We start from the raw sequence: 16,840 nt of genomic DNA, 5'->3' as shown, positions 1-16,840 counted from the left end.
CCTTATCCAGGCCGGCAAACGCGCCGCCGCAGATAAACAGGATTTTCGAGGTGTCGACCTGCAGAAACTCCTGCTGCGGATGCTTGCGCCCGCCCTGCGGCGGCACCGCGGCCACCGTGCCTTCGATCAGCTTCAGCAGCGCCTGCTGCACGCCCTCACCGGATACGTCGCGGGTGATCGACGGGTTGTCTGACTTGCGGGAGATCTTATCGATCTCATCAATATAGACGATGCCGCGCTGGGCCTTCTGCACGTCGTAGTCACACTTCTGCAGCAGCTTCTGAATGATGTTTTCCACGTCTTCACCGACGTAACCGGCTTCGGTCAGCGTGGTGGCATCCGCCATGGTAAACGGCACGTCAAGCAGCCGCGCCAGCGTTTCCGCCAGCAGCGTTTTACCGCTGCCGGTCGGCCCGATCAGCAGAATGTTACTTTTGCCCAGCTCGATGCCGTTGCTGGTATCGCCGTTGCGCAGGCGCTTGTAGTGGTTATATACCGCCACCGCCAGCACCTTTTTCGCCCGCTCCTGGCCGATGACGTAGTCATCCAGGTGGTGGCGGATTTCATGCGGCGTCGGCAGGGAGTTACGCTCGCGGTGCGGCGCCACTTCCTTAATCTCTTCGCGGATAATGTCGTTGCAGAGTTCAACGCACTCATCGCAAACGTACACTGACGGGCCGGCAATCAGCTTGCGCACTTCATGCTGGCTTTTGCCGCAAAAAGAGCAGTACAGCAGCTTCCCTGAACCGTCTTTGCGTTTTTCAGTCATTCACTCCCCCTAAAACCCCGATCGGACTCAATGAGACAGGCCGCCAGTCGCGGCGGCTCTGCTCTGCAACGTCGATCCGGCAAATAATCAGTTACGCTGTGCCAGCACAGAATCCACTAAGCCATACTCAACGGCTTCGCTGGCCGACAGGAAGCGATCGCGGTTGGTGTCACGCTCAATCGTTTCGATACTCTGACCCGTGTGCTTCGCCATCAACTCGTTCATCATCTGTTTGGTCTTGATGATTTCACGGGCATGGATATCAATGTCTGACGCCTGTCCCTGGAAACCACCCAGCGGCTGGTGGATCATCACACGTGAGTTTGGCAGGCAGTAGCGCTTACCTTTCGCGCCGGCGGTCAGCAGGAACGCGCCCATTGAGCAGGCCTGGCCCATACAGATGGTGCTGACGTCGGGTTTGATAAACTGCATGGTGTCATAAATAGACATCCCTGCGGTGATCACGCCACCCGGCGAGTTAATATAGAGATGGATATCCTTTTCCGGATTTTCCGCTTCCAGGAACAGCATCTGCGCCACGATCAGGTTGGCCATATGGTCTTCGACCTGACCGGTCAGGAAAATAATGCGCTCTTTGAGCAGGCGCGAGTAAATGTCGTAAGAACGCTCTCCACGAGAGGTTTGTTCGACTACCATCGGCACTAAAGCCATATGGGGTGCCATTTGTTCACGTTCGCCACTGTATGACATTACCGTCTCCTGGATAAATTTCATTTGGCAATACACTCTGTAGCGATTCTACGTAAGAGCGTTCGGGGACACGATGTGCCCAGGCCTTCCACCCGACGCGTCCACAGAGTCATCGGGCCTGATGACTTCGTTGTTACAATTTGGGGATTTGTATCGGCTATTTCAAGCATAACAACGTTTTTATTAACTGCTAACCAGGAAAAGTGGCTCAGACGATAATTTGCAGATTAAATGAGCAAATCGTCAAAAAAAGCAGTGCGCTGTAACGCTCTGAAATGCAAAAGCCCGCGACCAAAGGACGCGGGCTTGGATCACACTACCGGTTCGGAGAATCAGGCCGTTTGGGTCTGGTTCATCAGTTCCTGGAAGTTGGTCTCTTTTTCGGTCACTTTGGCTTTTTCCAGCACGGCTTCAACAGCCTGCTCTTCCAGAGCAACGTTACGCATGTTGTTCATCAGCTCGGTATTTTTGCTGTAGAACTCGATCACTTCTGATGGATCTTCGTAAGCCGAAGCCATCTCTTCGATCAGCGCTTTAACACGATCTTCGTCAGCTTTCAGCTCGTGGGTACGAATCACTTCACCCAGCAGCAGGCCAACAACAACGCGGCGTTTAGCCTGCTCTTCGAACAGCTCGCGTGGAAGCTCCAGCGCCTGCTTCTCGTTGCCACCAAAACGCTGTGCAGCCTGACGCTTCAGCACGTCGATTTCACCATCGATCAGCGCAGCAGGAACGTCGATATCGTTGGCTTTCACCAGACCGTCGATCGCTTGAGTCTTCACGCGGTTACGCACGGCGCCTTTCAGCTCACGTTGCATGTTCTTGCGTACTTCGGTACGCAGGCCAGCCACAGAACCATCTTCCACGCCGAAACGCTTGATGAACTCTTCGGTGAACTCTGGCAGCTCGCGCTCTTCAACTTTCTTCAGCACGATTTCGAACTTCGCCGCTTTCCCTTTCAGGTTTTCAGCGTGGTAATCGTCCGGGAAGTTGACGTCGATGGTGAAGGTTTCACCAGCTTTACGACCGGTAATGCCCTCTTCGAAGCCTGGGATCATACGACCCTGGCCCATTGCGAGCACGAAGTCAGAGGCTTTGCCGCCTTCAAACTCTTCGCCGTCAACAGAACCGGTGAAATCGATGGTCGCGCGATCTTCAGCGGTCGCAGCAGCATCGGTCTCTTTCCAGGTTGCCTGCTGCTTACGCAGCGTGTCCAGCATGGTGTCGACGTCGGCATCGGTCACTTCAACTACCGGTTTTTCAACTTCGATAGCGTCCAGACCCTGCAGCTCAACTTCCGGATACACTTCAAACTCGGCGGTGAAGGTGAAGTCTTCACCTTCGGTGTAGGCGCCTGGTACGTAGTTTGGCGCACCGGCCGGGTTAATTTTATCTTTGATGATCGCGTCAACAAAACCGCGCTGCATCAGATCGCCCAGCACGTCCTGGCGAACAGAGGCGCCGTAACGCTGTGCAACCACGGTCATCGGCACTTTTCCTTTACGGAAACCGTCGATGCGTACTTTCTTAGCAACGTTAACCAGCTCGTTTTTAACCGCAGTGGCGATCACATCTTTATCGATGGTAATCGTTACGCGACGGCCCAGGCCCTGAGTTGTTTCTACTGAAACTTGCATCTTATTACCTCAAAAAATCACGTGCTCGGTCGACTTCAGACTGGCCCTGTCCACGGGTGCAGGCACCCTGAACAGCGTCGGTCTAAGAACCGGGACGGCTTCTGATGTCAGAACCGCGTTCCCTGTTACGCAGAAGCGTCCCGAAGACATTCCGGAAAAAAATTAGACGCGCATTATAGCTGCAACGTCAAAGCGAGTCGAGGCGACACCTCCCCTCTAAACAGGCTACTTTTTACATTTTTAAGGTAAAACCGCAAGAAATTGCTGCAGCAGATGCCAACTGCGCCCAGAAACAAGAAAACGGCCCGCAGGCCGTTTGTTTAATTCGTATGCGAAATCAGGCCAGCGTGCCCGCGCCGCGACAGTTTGGAGAGGCAGGTACGGTATCCTGCAGACCTTGCCACTCTTTATCAGTGTAGCTGTGCAGCGCCAGCGCATGGACGCTGCCGGCCAGCTCGTCCGCCAGCACGCCATAGATGGCACGGTGACGTGCCAGGAAGCGCTGTCCATTAAAGCTGTCGCTGACAATGATCACTTTAAAATGGCTCTCCGCCCCCGCAGGAACATTGTGCCGGTAGCTTTCGTCATGGACCTCAAGGTGCAGCGGTGAAAATGCCGTACGTAGCTTTTCTTCTATTTGTTCACGCATCATACCCGGACTCCTCAGATTCAGAGCGGTGCCCCATCTCATTCAATATTAGTTGGTTTTTCAGTATAACCGTCGCACTTTACCGAAATTTTCGCAGCAGCGGAAAATTTTCACAGCGGCGGGTGCAACGTAATCCCCGCCGCGCAGTCAAAAAACCCGGCGCAGACACGTCTGAAAAACGGCCAACGCGATGAATTTACGCGCGATCAGCTCTTCCCCTGCTGACAGGCAGTGTTATGATGGCCGCAGTTTTGTCAGCACTACACCTTATGAAACCGAGAAAATAAGCATGTTAAAAAAATTCATCTTCCCTCTGCTGGCCATGTTCGTTCTGGCTGGCTGTGCAACCAGCAGTAATACCCTTGAAGTTTCACCAAAAATTAAGCTGCCCCAGCAGGATCCGGGCCTGATGGGCGTCACAGTCAGCATCAACGGTGCCGATCAGCGCAGCGATCAGGCGCTGGCTAAAATCAACCGCGATGGCCAGCTGGTGACGCTGACGCCTTCACGCGATCTGCGCTTCCTGCTGCAGGAGACGCTGGAGAAGCAGATGACCGCCCGCGGTTATATGATTGGCCCGAACGGTGCTGTCGATCTGCAGATCGTTGTGAACAACCTGTACGCTGATGTGACCCAGGGTAACCTGCGCTACAGCATCACCACTAAAGCGGACATTTCGATCATTGCCACGGCGAAAAATGGCAACAAGCAGGTGAAAAACTACCGCCAGGTCTATAGCGTTGAAGGCGCGCTGAGCGCGAGCAACGAGAAAATCACCAATGCGGTTAACGCCACGCTCGGCGACGTGATCTCTGATATGGCACAGGACACCAGCGTCAGCGAGTTCATCAAGCAGAACACCCGTTAATCACTTTTCAGCCCGGCAGGATGCCGGGCTGTCATAAGGCCCTTATGCCCAGCCATTATCTGCACATCTTTACCCGGCGTAACTCCGCCCTGCTTCTGTTACTGGGTTTTGCTTCCGGCCTGCCGCTGGCGCTCACCTCCGGCACCCTACAGGCATGGATGGCCGTCGAAAATATCGATATCAAAACCATCGGTTTCTTCTCTCTGGTAGGCCAGGCCTACGTCTTTAAGTTTCTCTGGTCACCGTTGATGGATCGCTATACGCCGCCGTTTCTTGGGCGTCGTCGTGGCTGGCTGCTGATCACCCAGCTGCTGTTAATCGTCGGTATTGCACTGATGGGCTTTATGCAGCCCTCTCGTGATTTAACGCTGCTGGCCGCGCTGGCGGTGCTGGTCGCGTTCTGCTCTGCCTCACAGGATATTGTTTTCGATGCCTGGAAAACCGACGTCTTGCCGGCGGAAGAACGCGGCAGCGGTGCGGCGATCAGCGTGCTGGGCTATCGCCTGGCGATGCTGGTCTCCGGTGGCCTGGCGCTGTGGCTGGCGGACCGCTTCCTCGGCTGGCAGGCAATCTGGTGGCTGATGGCCGCGATGATGGTGCCCGGCGTGATCGCCACCCTGCTGGCGAAAGAACCCGATGACAGGATTGAGCGTCCGCGCACGCTTGAGGCGGCAGTGGTCGCGCCGCTGCGCGATTTCTTTAACCGCAACAACGCCTGGCTGATCCTGTCGCTGATTGTGCTGTATAAACTCGGCGATGCCTTTGCCGCCAGCCTGACCACCATTTTCCTGATCCGGGGCGTGGGCTTCGATGCCGGCGACGTGGGCCTGGTTAATAAAACGCTGGGGCTGGTGGCGACCATTATCGGCGCGCTGGCCGGCGGCCTGTTGATGCAGCGGCTGAGCCTGTTCCGTGCGTTAATGCTGTTTGGCCTGTTGCAGGCCGTCTCTAACCTCGGTTACTGGATCCTGGCCGTTACCGACAGGCATCTGTACAGCATGGCAGCAGCGGTGACGGTAGAAAACCTGTGCGGCGGCATGGGCACCGCGGCGTTTGTCGCCCTGCTGATGACCTTGTGCAACCGCTCTTTCTCTGCCACACAGTTTGCGCTGCTTTCGGCGCTGTCAGCGGTGGGCCGCGTCTACGTTGGCCCGGTGGCAGGCTGGTTTGTGGCCGGCTGGGGCTGGCCGACATTTTATGCTTTCTCGGTCATCGCCGCCCTGCCGGGGTTGCTGCTGCTCGCCGCCTGCCGCTCAACGCTGGAACAGGCGGCGAGCGGTAACGCCTTTCAGCCGCGGACGTCGTTTGCTGCCGGTTACCGTTGGGCCACCCGCGGGCTGGCGCTGGGCTGTCTGCTGCTGGCCATCTGGCTGGTGCTGTTGGCACTTGGTGCGTCTGGCGTACTGGCGGCTGATGCCCTCAGTTCGCTGCTGTTTGAAGCGGGTATCGTCCTGTTGCTGGCCGCCATTGTTGCGGGAACGGTAATGGATTACCGGGCGCAAAAAACGGTGCCACAGCAGCCTCAGTCCTGACGCCGGTGCCGCAATTGCTGCTGTTAATGCCTTGTTTTTACAACAAGGCATTAACAATTAAGGAGAAAAAAACGTGCGCCCCGCCCCGCAGCGAGGCTTGTGTTAACAAACATAAAACGCTGCTGGAAATTTAATTTTCGGTCAGAAGGTGCCCTTTAAGAAAATTTTTGGCGGGAATTAAGTGTGATAAATTAGTATTAAAAACCGGTGCGTAATCAGTTTTAGGTTAATAAATATCACACAAATGATAAGGACTTGTTAAACAATTGGGGCATTAACCGTCTGGTTATAGCGTATCTGATTTTAGCGGCTTTTTTTTCATCGTTTTTTGTTATATTAGCGCCAACCCCTTGCCAATATTCATATTTTGTCACTACCAGTAACATCTGTGATAGCCTTTGCAAAAGGTGTCAACACCCCGCTGACACAACCTGTTGCAGGTTTACAGTCCATAAACCTTCCCGTAAAATGCCGCACACACTTAAACGACAATAGAGCCCTTGTCATTGAGGTCGTTAAATGAGACTCAGTAAATACAATAAAAGTTTGGGGATTTTCTCGTTAATCGCAGGCACTATTTTACTTAGTGGCTGCGATAGCGCGTTGTTAAATCCCAAAGGACAGGTTGCACTGGAGCAGCGTTCATTGATTCTGACAGCCTTTGGCTTGATGATGATCGTCGTGATCCCCGCAGTCCTGATGGCCGTTGTGTTCGCCTGGAAATATCGGGCTTCTAACACTAACGCCAAATACAGCCCGAACTGGTCACACTCGAATAAAGTTGAAGCCGTGGTCTGGACTGTTCCAATCTTAATCATTGTTTTCCTTGGAATTTTGACGTGGAAATCAACCCACGCTCTGGAACCAAGCAAGCCGCTGGTGCACGATGCCAAGCCGATCGAGATTGAAGTAGTGTCGCTTGACTGGAAATGGCTGTTCATTTACCCGGAACAGGGTATAGCGACCGTCAACCAGATTGCTTTCCCGGCTAACCGCCCGGTGAGCTTCAAGATTACCTCGAACACCGTGATGAACTCCTTCTTCATTCCAACCCTCGGTAGCCAGATTTACGCTATGGCGGGTATGCAGACTAAACTGCATCTGATTGCGAATGAACCTGGCACCTTTGACGGTATCTCCTCAAACTTCAGTGGTCGTGGCTTCTCTGGTATGAAGTTCAAAGCGATTGCAACGCCTGACGAAGCAACCTTCGATCAGTGGGTAGCAAAAGTGAAGCAGTCACCAGATGCACTGGCCTCCATGGATGATTTCAAAAAGGTGGCAGCACCAAGCGAAAATAATCCAGTGGCGTACTACTCAAGCGTGAAGCCTGGCCTGTTCAGCGACGTTATTGGGCAGTTTATGACCAGCCACGGTGGAAGCATGGACATGTCTCACGGCGAAGGCCATGAAGGTATGGATATGAGCAACTCCGCTCACGCGGGAGCCGAGGAATAATACGATGTTAGGAAAATTAACACTGGAAGCAGTGCCGTATCACGAACCGATTATCATGGTTACCGTGGCTGGCATCATCCTGGGTGGCCTGGCACTGGTTGCCGCACTGACTTACTTCGGTAAGTGGAAATATCTGTGGACCGAATGGCTGACGTCAGTCGACCACAAAAAACTCGGTATCATGTACATCATTATGGCTTTCGTCATGCTGCTGCGCGGCTTTGCCGATGCCGTAATGATGCGTACCCAGCAGGTGCTAGCCTCTGCGGGTGAAGCGGGCATTCTACCACCGCACCACTACGACCAGATCTTCACCGCCCATGGCGTGATCATGATCTTCTTCGTAGCGATGCCGTTCGTGGTTGGTCTGATGAACATTGCTGTTCCTCTGCAGATCGGCGCGCGCGACGTGGCCTACCCGTTCCTGAACAACCTGAGCTTCTGGTTCACCGCGGTCGGTGTGGTTCTGGTTAACCTGTCACTGGGTGTGGGCGAGTTCGCACAGACCGGCTGGCTGGCTTATCCGCCACTCTCGGGAGCGGAATACAGTCCGGGGGTCGGTGTTGACTACTGGATATGGAGTCTACAGCTCTCCGGTATTGGTACGACCCTGACCGGTATCAACTTCTTCGTGACCATCATGAAGATGCGTGCGCCGGGCATGACCATGTTCAAAATGCCGGTGTTTACCTGGGCTTCCCTGTGTACCAACGTGCTGATCATCGCCGCGTTCCCGGTTCTCACCGTGACCCTGGCTCTGCTGACCCTTGACCGTTATCTTGGTTTCCATTTCTTTACCAATGATATGGGCGGCAACATGATGATGTACGTGAACCTGATTTGGGTTTGGGGACATCCGGAAGTGTACATCCTGGTTCTGCCGGTCTTCGGTGTGTTCTCAGAGATTGTTGCAACCTTCTCGAAAAAACGTCTGTTTGGTTACACCTCTCTGGTGTGGGCAACGGTGGTAATTACCATCCTGTCCTTCATCGTATGGCTGCACCACTTCTTCACCATGGGTGCTGGCGCCAACGTTAACGCCTTCTTCGGTATTATGACGATGATTATCGCCATTCCTACCGGGGTGAAAATCTTTAACTGGCTGTTCACCATGTATCAGGGCCGCATTCAGATGCACTCTGCGATGCTGTGGACCGTTGGCTTCCTGGTCACCTTCTCTGTAGGTGGTATGACCGGGGTGCTGCTGGCCGTACCAGGTGCGGACTTCGTTCTGCATAACAGCCTGTTCCTGATTGCCCACTTCCATAACGTGATTATCGGTGGTGTGGTGTTCGGTTGCTTCGCTGGTGTGACCTACTGGTTCCCGAAAGCGTTCGGCTTCACGCTGAATGAAACCTGGGGTATCCGTGCGTTCTGGTTCTGGATTATCGGCTTCTTCACCGCCTTTATGCCGCTGTACGTGCTGGGCTTCATGGGTATGACCCGTCGCATCAGCCAGGATATCGATCCTCAGTTCCACCCGATGCTGGTTGTTGCAGCCTGTGGTGCCGGTCTGATCGCCTGTGGCGTTATCTGCCAGGCCATTCAGTTCTACGTCTCCGTACGTGACCGTGAACTGAACCGTGACCTGACCGGTGACCCGTGGGGCGGCCGTACGCTGGAGTGGGCAACCTCTTCACCACCGCCGTTCTATAACTTTGCTATTGTCCCTGAAATCCAGGAACGTGATGCGTTCTGGGAAATGAAAGAGAAAGGCGAAGCGTATAAGAAACCTGCGCACTATGACGAAATTCATATGCCTAAGAACAGCGGCGCCGGTGTGGTGATTGGCTTCTTCTCGCTGGTATTTGGTTTCGCTGCGATCTGGCATATCTGGTGGCTGCTCGGTCTGTCCTTCGTGGCCATGATCGTATCCTGGATCGTTAAGAGCTTTGACGAAGACGTGGATTACTACGTTCCTGTTGCCGAGATCGAAAAAATCGAGAATCAGCACTTTGACGAAATTAGCAAAGCAGGCCTGAAAAATGTCAACTGAAACTCTGACTAAACACCACGACGCCCATGGGGACCATGGGCATCACGATGCAGGAGCCAACAAAGTCTTTGGCTTCTGGATCTACCTGATGAGCGACTGCATCATCTTCGCCACGCTGTTTGCTACCTATGGTGTAATGGTAAACAACGTCGCTGGCGGCCCGGCAGGGAAAGATATTTTTGAACTGCCGTTTGTACTGGTTGAAACCGCACTGCTTCTGTTGAGCTCCATTACCTATGGTTTTGCAGTCATCAACATGAACAACGAGAAGAAAGGTGCGGTGCTGGGCTGGCTGGCGCTGACCTTCCTGTTTGGTCTGGGCTTCATCGCGATGGAAATCTATGAATTCCATCACCTGATCAAAGAGGGCTTTGGTCCTGACCGCAGTGGCTTCCTGTCAGCCTTCTTCACGCTGGTAGGGACTCACGGTCTGCACGTGACTTCAGGTCTGATCTGGATGCTGGTGCTGATGTATCAGGTGTCTAAGCGTGGCCTGACCTCAACCAACCGTACCCGTATTATGTGCCTGAGCCTGTTCTGGCACTTCCTGGACGTGGTGTGGATCTGCGTATTCACCATTGTTTACCTGATGGGGGTGATGTAATGAGCCATTCTGCAACTGAGCATGGTGCATCTCACGGCAGCGTGAAGTCATACATGATCGGCTTTGTGCTGTCGATCATTCTGACCGGTATCCCCTTCTGGATGGTGATGGACGGTGGCGCTTCTAAAGCCACTATCCTGGCAGTGGTGCTGATCTGTGCAGTGGTTCAGGTGTTTGTTCACCTGAAGTACTTCCTGCACCTGGACAGCAAATCAGAAGGTGGCTGGAACATGGTCGCTATCGTCTTTGCTGCAATTATCATCCTGATTGTTGTTGTTGGCTCGCTATGGATCATGTGGAACCTCAACTACAATATGATGGCCCACTAACAGAGCTACTGTGATGATTAAGCAATACCTGCAAGTAACAAAACCAGGAATTATTTTCGGAAATTTAATTTCTGTTATCGGGGGATTCCTGCTGGCTTCGAAGGGCAGCATTGATTACTCCCTGTTTCTCTTCACCTTAGTCGGCGTCTCGCTGGTGGTCGCGTCAGGTTGTGTTTACAACAACTTCATCGACCGTGACATCGACAAAAAGATGGAGAGAACCAAGAATCGGGTGCTGGTTAAAGGCCTCATCTCTCCGAAATTAAGCCTGGTTTATGCAACCGTACTGGGTATTGCTGGCTTCGCGATGCTGTATTTCGGAGCAAACCCGCTGGCTATGTGGCTGGCGGTGATGGGCTTCGTGATTTATGTCGGCGTTTACAGCCTGTACATGAAGCGCAACTCCGTCTACGGCACCCTGATCGGCAGCCTGTCTGGCGCTGCACCGCCGGTGATCGGTTACTGTGCGGTGACCAACCAGTTCGATGCCGGTGCGCTGATCCTGCTGGCGATCTTTAGCCTGTGGCAGATGCCGCACTCGTACGCGATTGCGATCTTCCGCTTTAAAGATTACCAGGCTGCCAACATTCCGGTTCTGCCGGTGGTGAAAGGTATCTCTGTCGCCAAGAATCATATTACGCTCTATATCCTGGCGTTTATGATTGCCACGCTGATGCTGACCCTCGGTGGCTACGCCGGGTACAAGTATCTGGTGGTTGCGGCAGCGGTGAGCGTCTGGTGGCTGGGTATGGCACTGTCAGGTTACAAAACCTCAAACGATCGCGTTTGGGCACGTAAGCTGTTTGTGTTCTCAATCGTGGCTATCACCGCGCTCAGCGTGATGATGTCGGTCGACTTTATGACCCCGGCCTCGAATGACCTGCTGACTTACGTCTGGTAAGCGCAAGCTACATCACTGCTAAGGGCGCGATTTCGCGCCCTTTCTTTTTGTTACGACTAACTGGAAACTATTGTTTTACCCGCCCTCCCCCGCCACATAAAATAGACAAATCTGACCATTTGCTTACACAGGCAAGCCGTTTCAGGCAAGCCTTTATCCTGGTGCCTGCAGAGTAAGGCCTGGAAGAATTGAGGGTGTAATGAACGACAATAAAATGACGCCGGGCGAGCTGCGTGCCACCTGGGGTCTGGGGAGCGTTTTTTCCCTGAGAATGCTGGGCATGTTTATGGTCCTGCCGGTGCTGACCACCTACGGTATGGCACTGCAAGGTGCCAGCGAGGCGCTGATTGGCCTCGCCATTGGTATTTACGGCCTTGCACAGGCCGTTTTCCAGATCCCCTTCGGCCTGCTTTCCGACCGGATTGGCCGTAAGCCGCTGATCGTGTTTGGCCTGTTAGTCTTCGTGCTGGGCAGCATTATCGCCGCCACCACCACCTCAATCTGGGGGGTGATTCTCGGCCGTGCGCTCCAGGGTTCCGGCGCGATTGCCGCCGCCGTGATGGCGCTGCTTTCCGATCTGACCCGCGAACAGAACCGCACCAAGGCGATGGCGTTTATCGGCATCAGCTTTGGCATCACTTTTGCCATTGCCATGGTGCTGGGCCCGATTATCACCAACGCCCTCGGCCTGCACGCCCTGTTCTGGCTGATTGCGGCGCTGGCAACCGTGGGTATCGTAATCACGCTACTGGTGGTGCCTTCAGCCGCCAGCCACCAGCTGAACCGGGAATCCGGCATGGTGAAAGGCAGCATTCGTGACGTGCTGACCAACGGACGACTCATCAGGCTGAATTTCGGTATTCTCTGCCTGCACGTGCTGCTGATGTCGAGCTTTGTCGCTATGCCCGGCCAGTTTGAACAGGCTGGCTTCCCGCCGGCCGAGCACTGGAAGGTATATCTGTTCACCATGCTGATCGCCTTCGTCACCGTGCTGCCCTTTATCATCTACGCCGAAGTGAAGCGTAAGATGAAGCGGGTCTTTGTCGGTTGCGTGGCGCTGATGCTGGTGGCGGAAATCGTGCTGTGGGGTGCTGGCAACAACTTCTGGACGCTGGTTATCGGCGTCCAGCTGTTCTTTATCGGCTTTAACCTGATGGAAGCGATCCTGCCGTCACTGGTCAGCAAGGAGTCTCCGCCGGGTTATAAAGGCACGGCGATGGGCCTCTACTCCACCAGCCAGTTTATCGGTGTGGCGATCGGCGGCAGCATGGGCGGCTGGGTGTTTGGTCATATTGATGCGCAGAGCGTGTTCCTGGTCGGTGCCCTGCTGGCCGTTGTCTGGCTGGGTGTCAGCATGACCATGAAAGAGCCACCTTATGTCAGCAGCCTGCGCATCACGCTGGAGCACTGCGCCGCTGATAAAGCAGAACTTGAGCAGAAGCTGAAGGCCCATCCAGGCGTTGCCGCCGTATTTATTGTGCCGGAAGAGCAGAGTGCCTATGTCAAAATCGACAGTAAGGTCACCAGCCGCGCTGAACTTGAGATGCTAATTGCCGGACACCCGGCAGGTCAGATGGCCTGAGCATCCGGGCTTCCGGGCCGTCTGTCGCCCGGGAGCTGAAGGCCGGTCAAATCCGCCCGCACCTGAACCGCGCGGGCGGTTTGACCGCGAACAACAGAGCGTGGCAGCAGCGCAGACCGGCGGGCTGAGCATGCACACGCTGTCCGCAGAGAATCAGTCGCGGAAGTTCTTAAACTGGAACGGTTGCCCCAGCTCGCCTTTGCGCACCAGCGCCATTACGCCCTGTAGATCGTCGCGTGATTTGCCGGTGACGCGCAGTTCGTCGCCCTGAATCTGCGTCTGTACCTTCAGCTTGCTGTCTTTGATCAGCTTCACCAGCTTCTTCGCCACGTCGCTTTCAATACCTTTTTTCATTTTGGCTTCGACGCTCCAGCTCTTACCGCTGTGCTCGATCTCCTCCGGAATCTCCAGCGCCGCGCCTTCAATCCCGCGCTTGAGCAGCTTCTCACGCAGAATGTCCACCAGCTGCTTCACCTGAAAGTCAGACTCACTGAGCACCTTGATGGTCTCATTCTTCTGGTTCAGTTCAAAACTGGCCTGCACGTTGCGGAAATCGAAGCGGGTGGCCAGTTCACGGTTGGCGTTTTCCACCGCATTGAGCACTTCCTGCAAATCAATTTCGGAAACGATATCGAAAGATGGCATGATCTATTCTCCTGATACTAAAGTGACAGGCATAATACCTGCTTGCCACCGGTAAATAAAACCGCAGGCGCTGATAGCGATAATAATGAGCAGGCGGGCCGAGCGGTTAACAGCACCCGCACGCGGGAGGAATTATGAAAATTACCGTACTTGGATGCGGTGCTTTAGGGCAGCTGTGGCTGGCCGCTCTTGACCGCCAGGGCCATGAAGTGCAGGGCTGGCTGCGCGTGCCGCAGCCTTACTGTTCGGTAAACGTGATCGAGCCTGACGGAACCACGATCAACAAAACCTTTATCGCCAACGATCCGGCCTTTCTCGCCGGCAGCGATCTGCTGCTGGTAACGCTGAAGGCGTTTCAGGTCTCCGAGGCGGTAAAAAACCTGCAGTCGGTGCTGCCGGAGCAGGCGCCGGTGTTGCTGCTTCATAACGGCATGGGTACGCTGGCTGAGCTTAAGTCGCTGCCGCAGCCGCTGCTGCGCGGCGTCACCACCCATGCCGCGCGGCGTGACGGCACGGTGATCGTCCACGTCGCCTGCGGTATTACCCACATTGGCCCGATATCGCCGGCGGCGGTGGCGATGAGCGAGCTGGCGGAAATCCTGCACGCCGCGCTGCCTGACGTGGCCTGGCATAACAACGTCGCCTCAGCCGCCTGGCACAAGCTGGCGGTAAACTGTGTGATCAACCCGCTGACGGTATTTTACGACTGTACTAACGGCGAGCTGGCGCAATACCCGCAGGAGATTGCCGCCCTCAGTAACGAAGTCGCTGCCGTGATGGAGCGCGAAGGGCAACACGTGTCGCGGGAGTGGCTGATTGATTATGTCATGGAGGTGATCCGTACCACCTCCGGCAACGTCTCTTCGATGCTGCAGGATATCCGCGCCCTGCGCCGCACTGAAATCGACTATATCAACGGCTATGTGATTCGCCGCGCCCGCGCCCAGGGCCTGGCCACGCCGGAAAATAACCGTCTTTACGAATACATTAAAAGAAAGGAACAAGATTATGACCGCGAACGTATCGGTTCTGGTTTGCCTGGCGCCTGGCAGTGAAGAGACGGAGGCCGTCACCACCATCGATCTGCTGGTGCGCGCCGGCATCAACGTGGTCACCGCCAGCGTCACCAGCGACGGCAGCCGGGAAATCGTCTGCTCCCGCGGCGTGCGGCTGCTGGCCGATGCCACGCTGGTGACGGTGGCGGACGATGAGTTCGCGGCCATTGTGCTCCCCGGCGGGCTAAAGGGCGCGGAAAATTTCCGCGACAGCCCGCTGCTGATCGAGACCGTCCGTCAGTTTCACCTTTCCGGACGCATCGTCGCCGCGATCTGCGCCGCTCCCGGTACCGTGCTGATCCCACACGATCTGTTCCCGGTGGGCAATATGACCGGTTTTCCTGGCCTGAAAGAGACCATTCCGGAGGGTAAATGGATGGATCGACGCGTGGTATGGGATCGCCGGGTTAATCTGCTGACCAGCCAGGCACCGGGCACGACGATTGATTTTGCGCTGAAGCTGATCGACCTGCTGGTGGGCAGTGAAAAAGCCCGCGAAGTCGGCGAACAGCTGGTGCTGGCCGCCGGTATTTTCGACTATCGCGAGGCTTTTTAAGCGAGCGCGCGTCCGGGCCTTAACTCCTCGAAGGAGTGCGGGTACGGCCCCGGACACGGCATGATGCTGCGGCGGTGGTTCAGGGACGATAAACCTTAACGTTGGTAAAGCCCTGCTCATGCAGGTACAGCGCCTGCAGTTTGCTCATCACGCCACGCTCGCAGTACAGCAGCCAGGTTTTACTCTGATCCAGATCGGCAAACTGGGTCGCCAGCTTGTAGAACGGCAGCGCTTTAACCTCAACACCGTCAACGCTTAACGGGCTGGCATCCTGTTCATCAGCAGAACGGATATCCAGCACCGCGTCGTTAGCCGCACAGGAAGCGACGGTTTCAACTTCCACCACCTCTTCCTGAGTCTGTTCCGCAATCTCACGGATATCAACGTTGCTGGCTTCTTCCACCACCCGGTCGAGGATGGCAAAATCGAAGTTCTGCTCTTCCGCTTCGATCTTCGACTTCACCGCTTTCACCGTCGGGCTTTTTGAGATCACGCCACAGTATTCCGGCATGGTACGGGCGAAATCTTCCGTACCGATTTCACGGGCAATCTTGATGATGTGCTCTTTATCGTGCGAGATCAGCGGACGCAGGATTAGCGTGTCGCTGGCGTTGTCGATGACGCGCAGGTTGGTCAGGGTCTGACTGGAGACCTGACCCAGCGCTTCTCCGGTGACCAGCGCCTGTACGCCGTAGCGTTCGGCCATTTTCGACGCGGCGCGCACCATCATGCGCTTCAGCACCACGCCCATCTGACCATCATCAACTTTTTCCAGAATTTCACCGACCACCGGCTCAAAGTTGATCGCCACAAAGCGTACGCGGTGCGAGCTGCCAAAGCGTTTCCACAGGTAATGGGCCACCTGACGCACGCCGATTTCGTGCGCGGCACCGCCGAGATTAAAGAAGCAGTAGTGCACGCGGCAACCGCGGCGCATTAACATATAGCTGGATACGCCGGAGTCGAAGCCGCCAGAGATCAGCGACAGCACGTCCTCCTGGGTACCGATCGGGTAGCCGCCCAGCCCTTCGAAACGCGCGTTGACCAGCGTAAGGCGGTCATTGTCGATCTCCAGATTAACGGTCACTTCCGGTTTATCCAGCTGCACACGGGCGCTGGCAACGTGCTGATTCAGCCCGCCGCCTACATAGCGTTCAACGTCCTGCGAGCTGAATTCCTGCTTACCCCGGCGCTTCACGCGCACGCAGAATGACTTGCCTTCAATGCGTTCGCGGTTGGCTGCCAGCGTTTGCTCGAAGATGTCGTGCACATCGGTGTAGGCTCGATCTTCCACTTCGAGGATATGGTGGATCCCGGGCGTGCGGGTCAGTTGCCCGATAATCGCACCGCGCTGGCTTTCATCTTTCGCGCGAACTTCAACGTGATCCCAGTGACGGACCACGGCAAGGCTTTCATCGTAGTGTTTCAGTACGTTGCGAATGTTTCCGGTGAGGATTTTGATGAAACGCAGGCGGACGGACTGGCTTTTAATTGTAATTTCAGGGAATAACTTAATGATAAACTTCATGGCGGCACGGGTTCGTTAGG

General features: G+C 55.1%; 16 protein-coding genes. 10 read left to right on the top strand and 6 right to left on the bottom strand.

Going from position 1 to position 16,840, the window contains the following annotated elements:
* The 4 genes from clpX to bolA all read right to left on the bottom strand — a co-directional run.
* A partial coding sequence (gene clpX / locus ASF13_RS06950; RefSeq protein WP_072166317.1) for an ATP-dependent protease ATP-binding subunit ClpX occupies window positions 1-769 on the bottom strand: 769 nt, incomplete at its 3' end.
* Window positions 770-856: 87 nt separating this feature from the next.
* Window positions 857-1,480, bottom strand: a complete 624-nt coding sequence (gene clpP, locus ASF13_RS06945) for an ATP-dependent Clp endopeptidase proteolytic subunit ClpP (RefSeq protein WP_056234005.1) — start codon at window positions 1,478-1,480, stop codon at window positions 857-859.
* A 332-nt stretch (window positions 1,481-1,812) separates the two neighbouring features.
* A complete protein-coding gene (tig, locus tag ASF13_RS06940; protein WP_056234002.1) occupies window positions 1,813-3,117 on the bottom strand; it encodes a trigger factor in 1,305 nt (434 codons plus the stop codon).
* A 337-nt stretch (window positions 3,118-3,454) separates the two neighbouring features.
* Window positions 3,455-3,769, bottom strand: coding sequence for a transcriptional regulator BolA (bolA, locus tag ASF13_RS06935; protein WP_056234000.1), 315 nt, complete (start codon window positions 3,767-3,769; stop codon window positions 3,455-3,457).
* 286 nt (window positions 3,770-4,055) lie between these two features.
* On the opposite strand from bolA, the gene ASF13_RS06930 reads away from it, so the two are divergent.
* The 8 genes from ASF13_RS06930 (at window position 4,056) to ASF13_RS06895 (ending at window position 13,036) form a co-directional block, all read left to right on the top strand.
* The gene (locus ASF13_RS06930) at window positions 4,056-4,634 is read left to right on the top strand and encodes a lipoprotein (RefSeq protein ID WP_056233997.1); all 579 of its coding nucleotides are present in this window, start codon (window positions 4,056-4,058) and stop codon (window positions 4,632-4,634) included.
* A 44-nt stretch (window positions 4,635-4,678) separates the two neighbouring features.
* The gene (gene ampG, locus ASF13_RS06925) at window positions 4,679-6,166 is read left to right on the top strand and encodes a muropeptide MFS transporter AmpG (RefSeq protein ID WP_056233994.1); all 1,488 of its coding nucleotides are present in this window, start codon (window positions 4,679-4,681) and stop codon (window positions 6,164-6,166) included.
* A 519-nt stretch (window positions 6,167-6,685) separates the two neighbouring features.
* Window positions 6,686-7,624: a cytochrome o ubiquinol oxidase subunit II gene (gene cyoA / locus ASF13_RS06920; RefSeq protein WP_056233991.1), complete on the top strand. Its 939-nt coding sequence runs from the start codon at window positions 6,686-6,688 to the stop codon at window positions 7,622-7,624.
* Between the two features lie 4 nt (window positions 7,625-7,628).
* Window positions 7,629-9,620 (top strand): cytochrome o ubiquinol oxidase subunit I, encoded by a 1,992-nt coding sequence (gene cyoB, locus ASF13_RS06915; protein ID WP_056233988.1) that lies wholly within the window; start codon window positions 7,629-7,631, stop codon window positions 9,618-9,620.
* Complete coding sequence (locus ASF13_RS06910; protein WP_056233986.1) at window positions 9,610-10,224, top strand: cytochrome o ubiquinol oxidase subunit III; 615 nt, start codon at window positions 9,610-9,612, stop codon at window positions 10,222-10,224. The genes cyoB and ASF13_RS06910 overlap by 11 nt, the downstream gene beginning before the upstream one ends.
* Window positions 10,224-10,553 (top strand): cytochrome o ubiquinol oxidase subunit IV, encoded by a 330-nt coding sequence (locus ASF13_RS06905; RefSeq protein ID WP_056233984.1) that lies wholly within the window; start codon window positions 10,224-10,226, stop codon window positions 10,551-10,553. The genes ASF13_RS06910 and ASF13_RS06905 overlap by 1 nt, the downstream gene beginning before the upstream one ends.
* 13 nt (window positions 10,554-10,566) lie before the next feature.
* Window positions 10,567-11,454 carry a heme o synthase gene (cyoE, locus tag ASF13_RS06900; protein WP_056233981.1) on the top strand — a complete coding sequence of 296 codons (888 nt, stop codon included), beginning with the start codon at window positions 10,567-10,569 and terminating at the stop codon, window positions 11,452-11,454.
* 199 nt (window positions 11,455-11,653) lie between these two features.
* Complete coding sequence (locus ASF13_RS06895; protein ID WP_056233979.1) at window positions 11,654-13,036, top strand: MFS transporter; 1,383 nt, start codon at window positions 11,654-11,656, stop codon at window positions 13,034-13,036.
* A gap of 153 nt (window positions 13,037-13,189) precedes the next feature.
* Here ASF13_RS06895 and ASF13_RS06890 read toward each other — a convergent pair whose 3' ends face one another.
* Complete coding sequence (locus ASF13_RS06890) at window positions 13,190-13,681, bottom strand: YajQ family cyclic di-GMP-binding protein (RefSeq protein WP_056233976.1); 492 nt, start codon at window positions 13,679-13,681, stop codon at window positions 13,190-13,192.
* Between the two features lie 134 nt (window positions 13,682-13,815).
* Here ASF13_RS06890 and panE point away from each other — a divergent pair, with 134 nt between their 5' ends.
* On the top strand, window positions 13,816-14,736 hold the full coding sequence (gene panE, locus ASF13_RS06885; RefSeq protein ID WP_056233974.1) for a 2-dehydropantoate 2-reductase: 921 nt from the start codon (window positions 13,816-13,818) through the stop codon (window positions 14,734-14,736).
* On the top strand, window positions 14,690-15,292 hold the full coding sequence (gene yajL / locus ASF13_RS06880; protein WP_056233968.1) for a protein deglycase YajL: 603 nt from the start codon (window positions 14,690-14,692) through the stop codon (window positions 15,290-15,292). Before panE ends, yajL begins: the two co-directional genes overlap by 47 nt.
* A gap of 79 nt (window positions 15,293-15,371) precedes the next feature.
* Here the strand turns inward: yajL and thiI are convergent, their stop codons facing one another.
* The gene (gene thiI / locus ASF13_RS06875) at window positions 15,372-16,820 is read right to left on the bottom strand and encodes a tRNA uracil 4-sulfurtransferase ThiI (RefSeq protein ID WP_056233965.1); all 1,449 of its coding nucleotides are present in this window, start codon (window positions 16,818-16,820) and stop codon (window positions 15,372-15,374) included.
* Between the last annotated feature and the right edge of the window lie 20 nt (window positions 16,821-16,840).

The organism is Erwinia sp. Leaf53, from assembly GCF_001422605.1.
Lineage (GTDB): Bacteria > Pseudomonadota > Gammaproteobacteria > Enterobacterales > Enterobacteriaceae > Erwinia.
This window is presented reverse-complemented; position numbering and strand designations above follow the sequence as displayed.

Coding starts and splice junctions, on each gene's coding strand:
- clpP (WP_056234005.1), bottom strand. CDS start 1,480: ATGTCATACAGTGGCGAACGTGAACAAATGGCACCCCATATGGCTTTA.
- tig (WP_056234002.1), bottom strand. CDS start 3,117: ATGCAAGTTTCAGTAGAAACAACTCAGGGCCTGGGCCGTCGCGTAACG.
- bolA (WP_056234000.1), bottom strand. CDS start 3,769: ATGATGCGTGAACAAATAGAAGAAAAGCTACGTACGGCATTTTCACCG.
- ASF13_RS06930 (WP_056233997.1), top strand. CDS start 4,056: ATGTTAAAAAAATTCATCTTCCCTCTGCTGGCCATGTTCGTTCTGGCT.
- ampG (WP_056233994.1), top strand. CDS start 4,679: ATGCCCAGCCATTATCTGCACATCTTTACCCGGCGTAACTCCGCCCTG.
- cyoA (WP_056233991.1), top strand. CDS start 6,686: ATGAGACTCAGTAAATACAATAAAAGTTTGGGGATTTTCTCGTTAATC.
- cyoB (WP_056233988.1), top strand. CDS start 7,629: ATGTTAGGAAAATTAACACTGGAAGCAGTGCCGTATCACGAACCGATT.
- ASF13_RS06910 (WP_056233986.1), top strand. CDS start 9,610: ATGTCAACTGAAACTCTGACTAAACACCACGACGCCCATGGGGACCAT.
- ASF13_RS06905 (WP_056233984.1), top strand. CDS start 10,224: ATGAGCCATTCTGCAACTGAGCATGGTGCATCTCACGGCAGCGTGAAG.
- cyoE (WP_056233981.1), top strand. CDS start 10,567: ATGATTAAGCAATACCTGCAAGTAACAAAACCAGGAATTATTTTCGGA.
- ASF13_RS06895 (WP_056233979.1), top strand. CDS start 11,654: ATGAACGACAATAAAATGACGCCGGGCGAGCTGCGTGCCACCTGGGGT.
- ASF13_RS06890 (WP_056233976.1), bottom strand. CDS start 13,681: ATGCCATCTTTCGATATCGTTTCCGAAATTGATTTGCAGGAAGTGCTC.
- panE (WP_056233974.1), top strand. CDS start 13,816: ATGAAAATTACCGTACTTGGATGCGGTGCTTTAGGGCAGCTGTGGCTG.
- yajL (WP_056233968.1), top strand. CDS start 14,690: ATGACCGCGAACGTATCGGTTCTGGTTTGCCTGGCGCCTGGCAGTGAA.
- thiI (WP_056233965.1), bottom strand. CDS start 16,820: ATGAAGTTTATCATTAAGTTATTCCCTGAAATTACAATTAAAAGCCAG.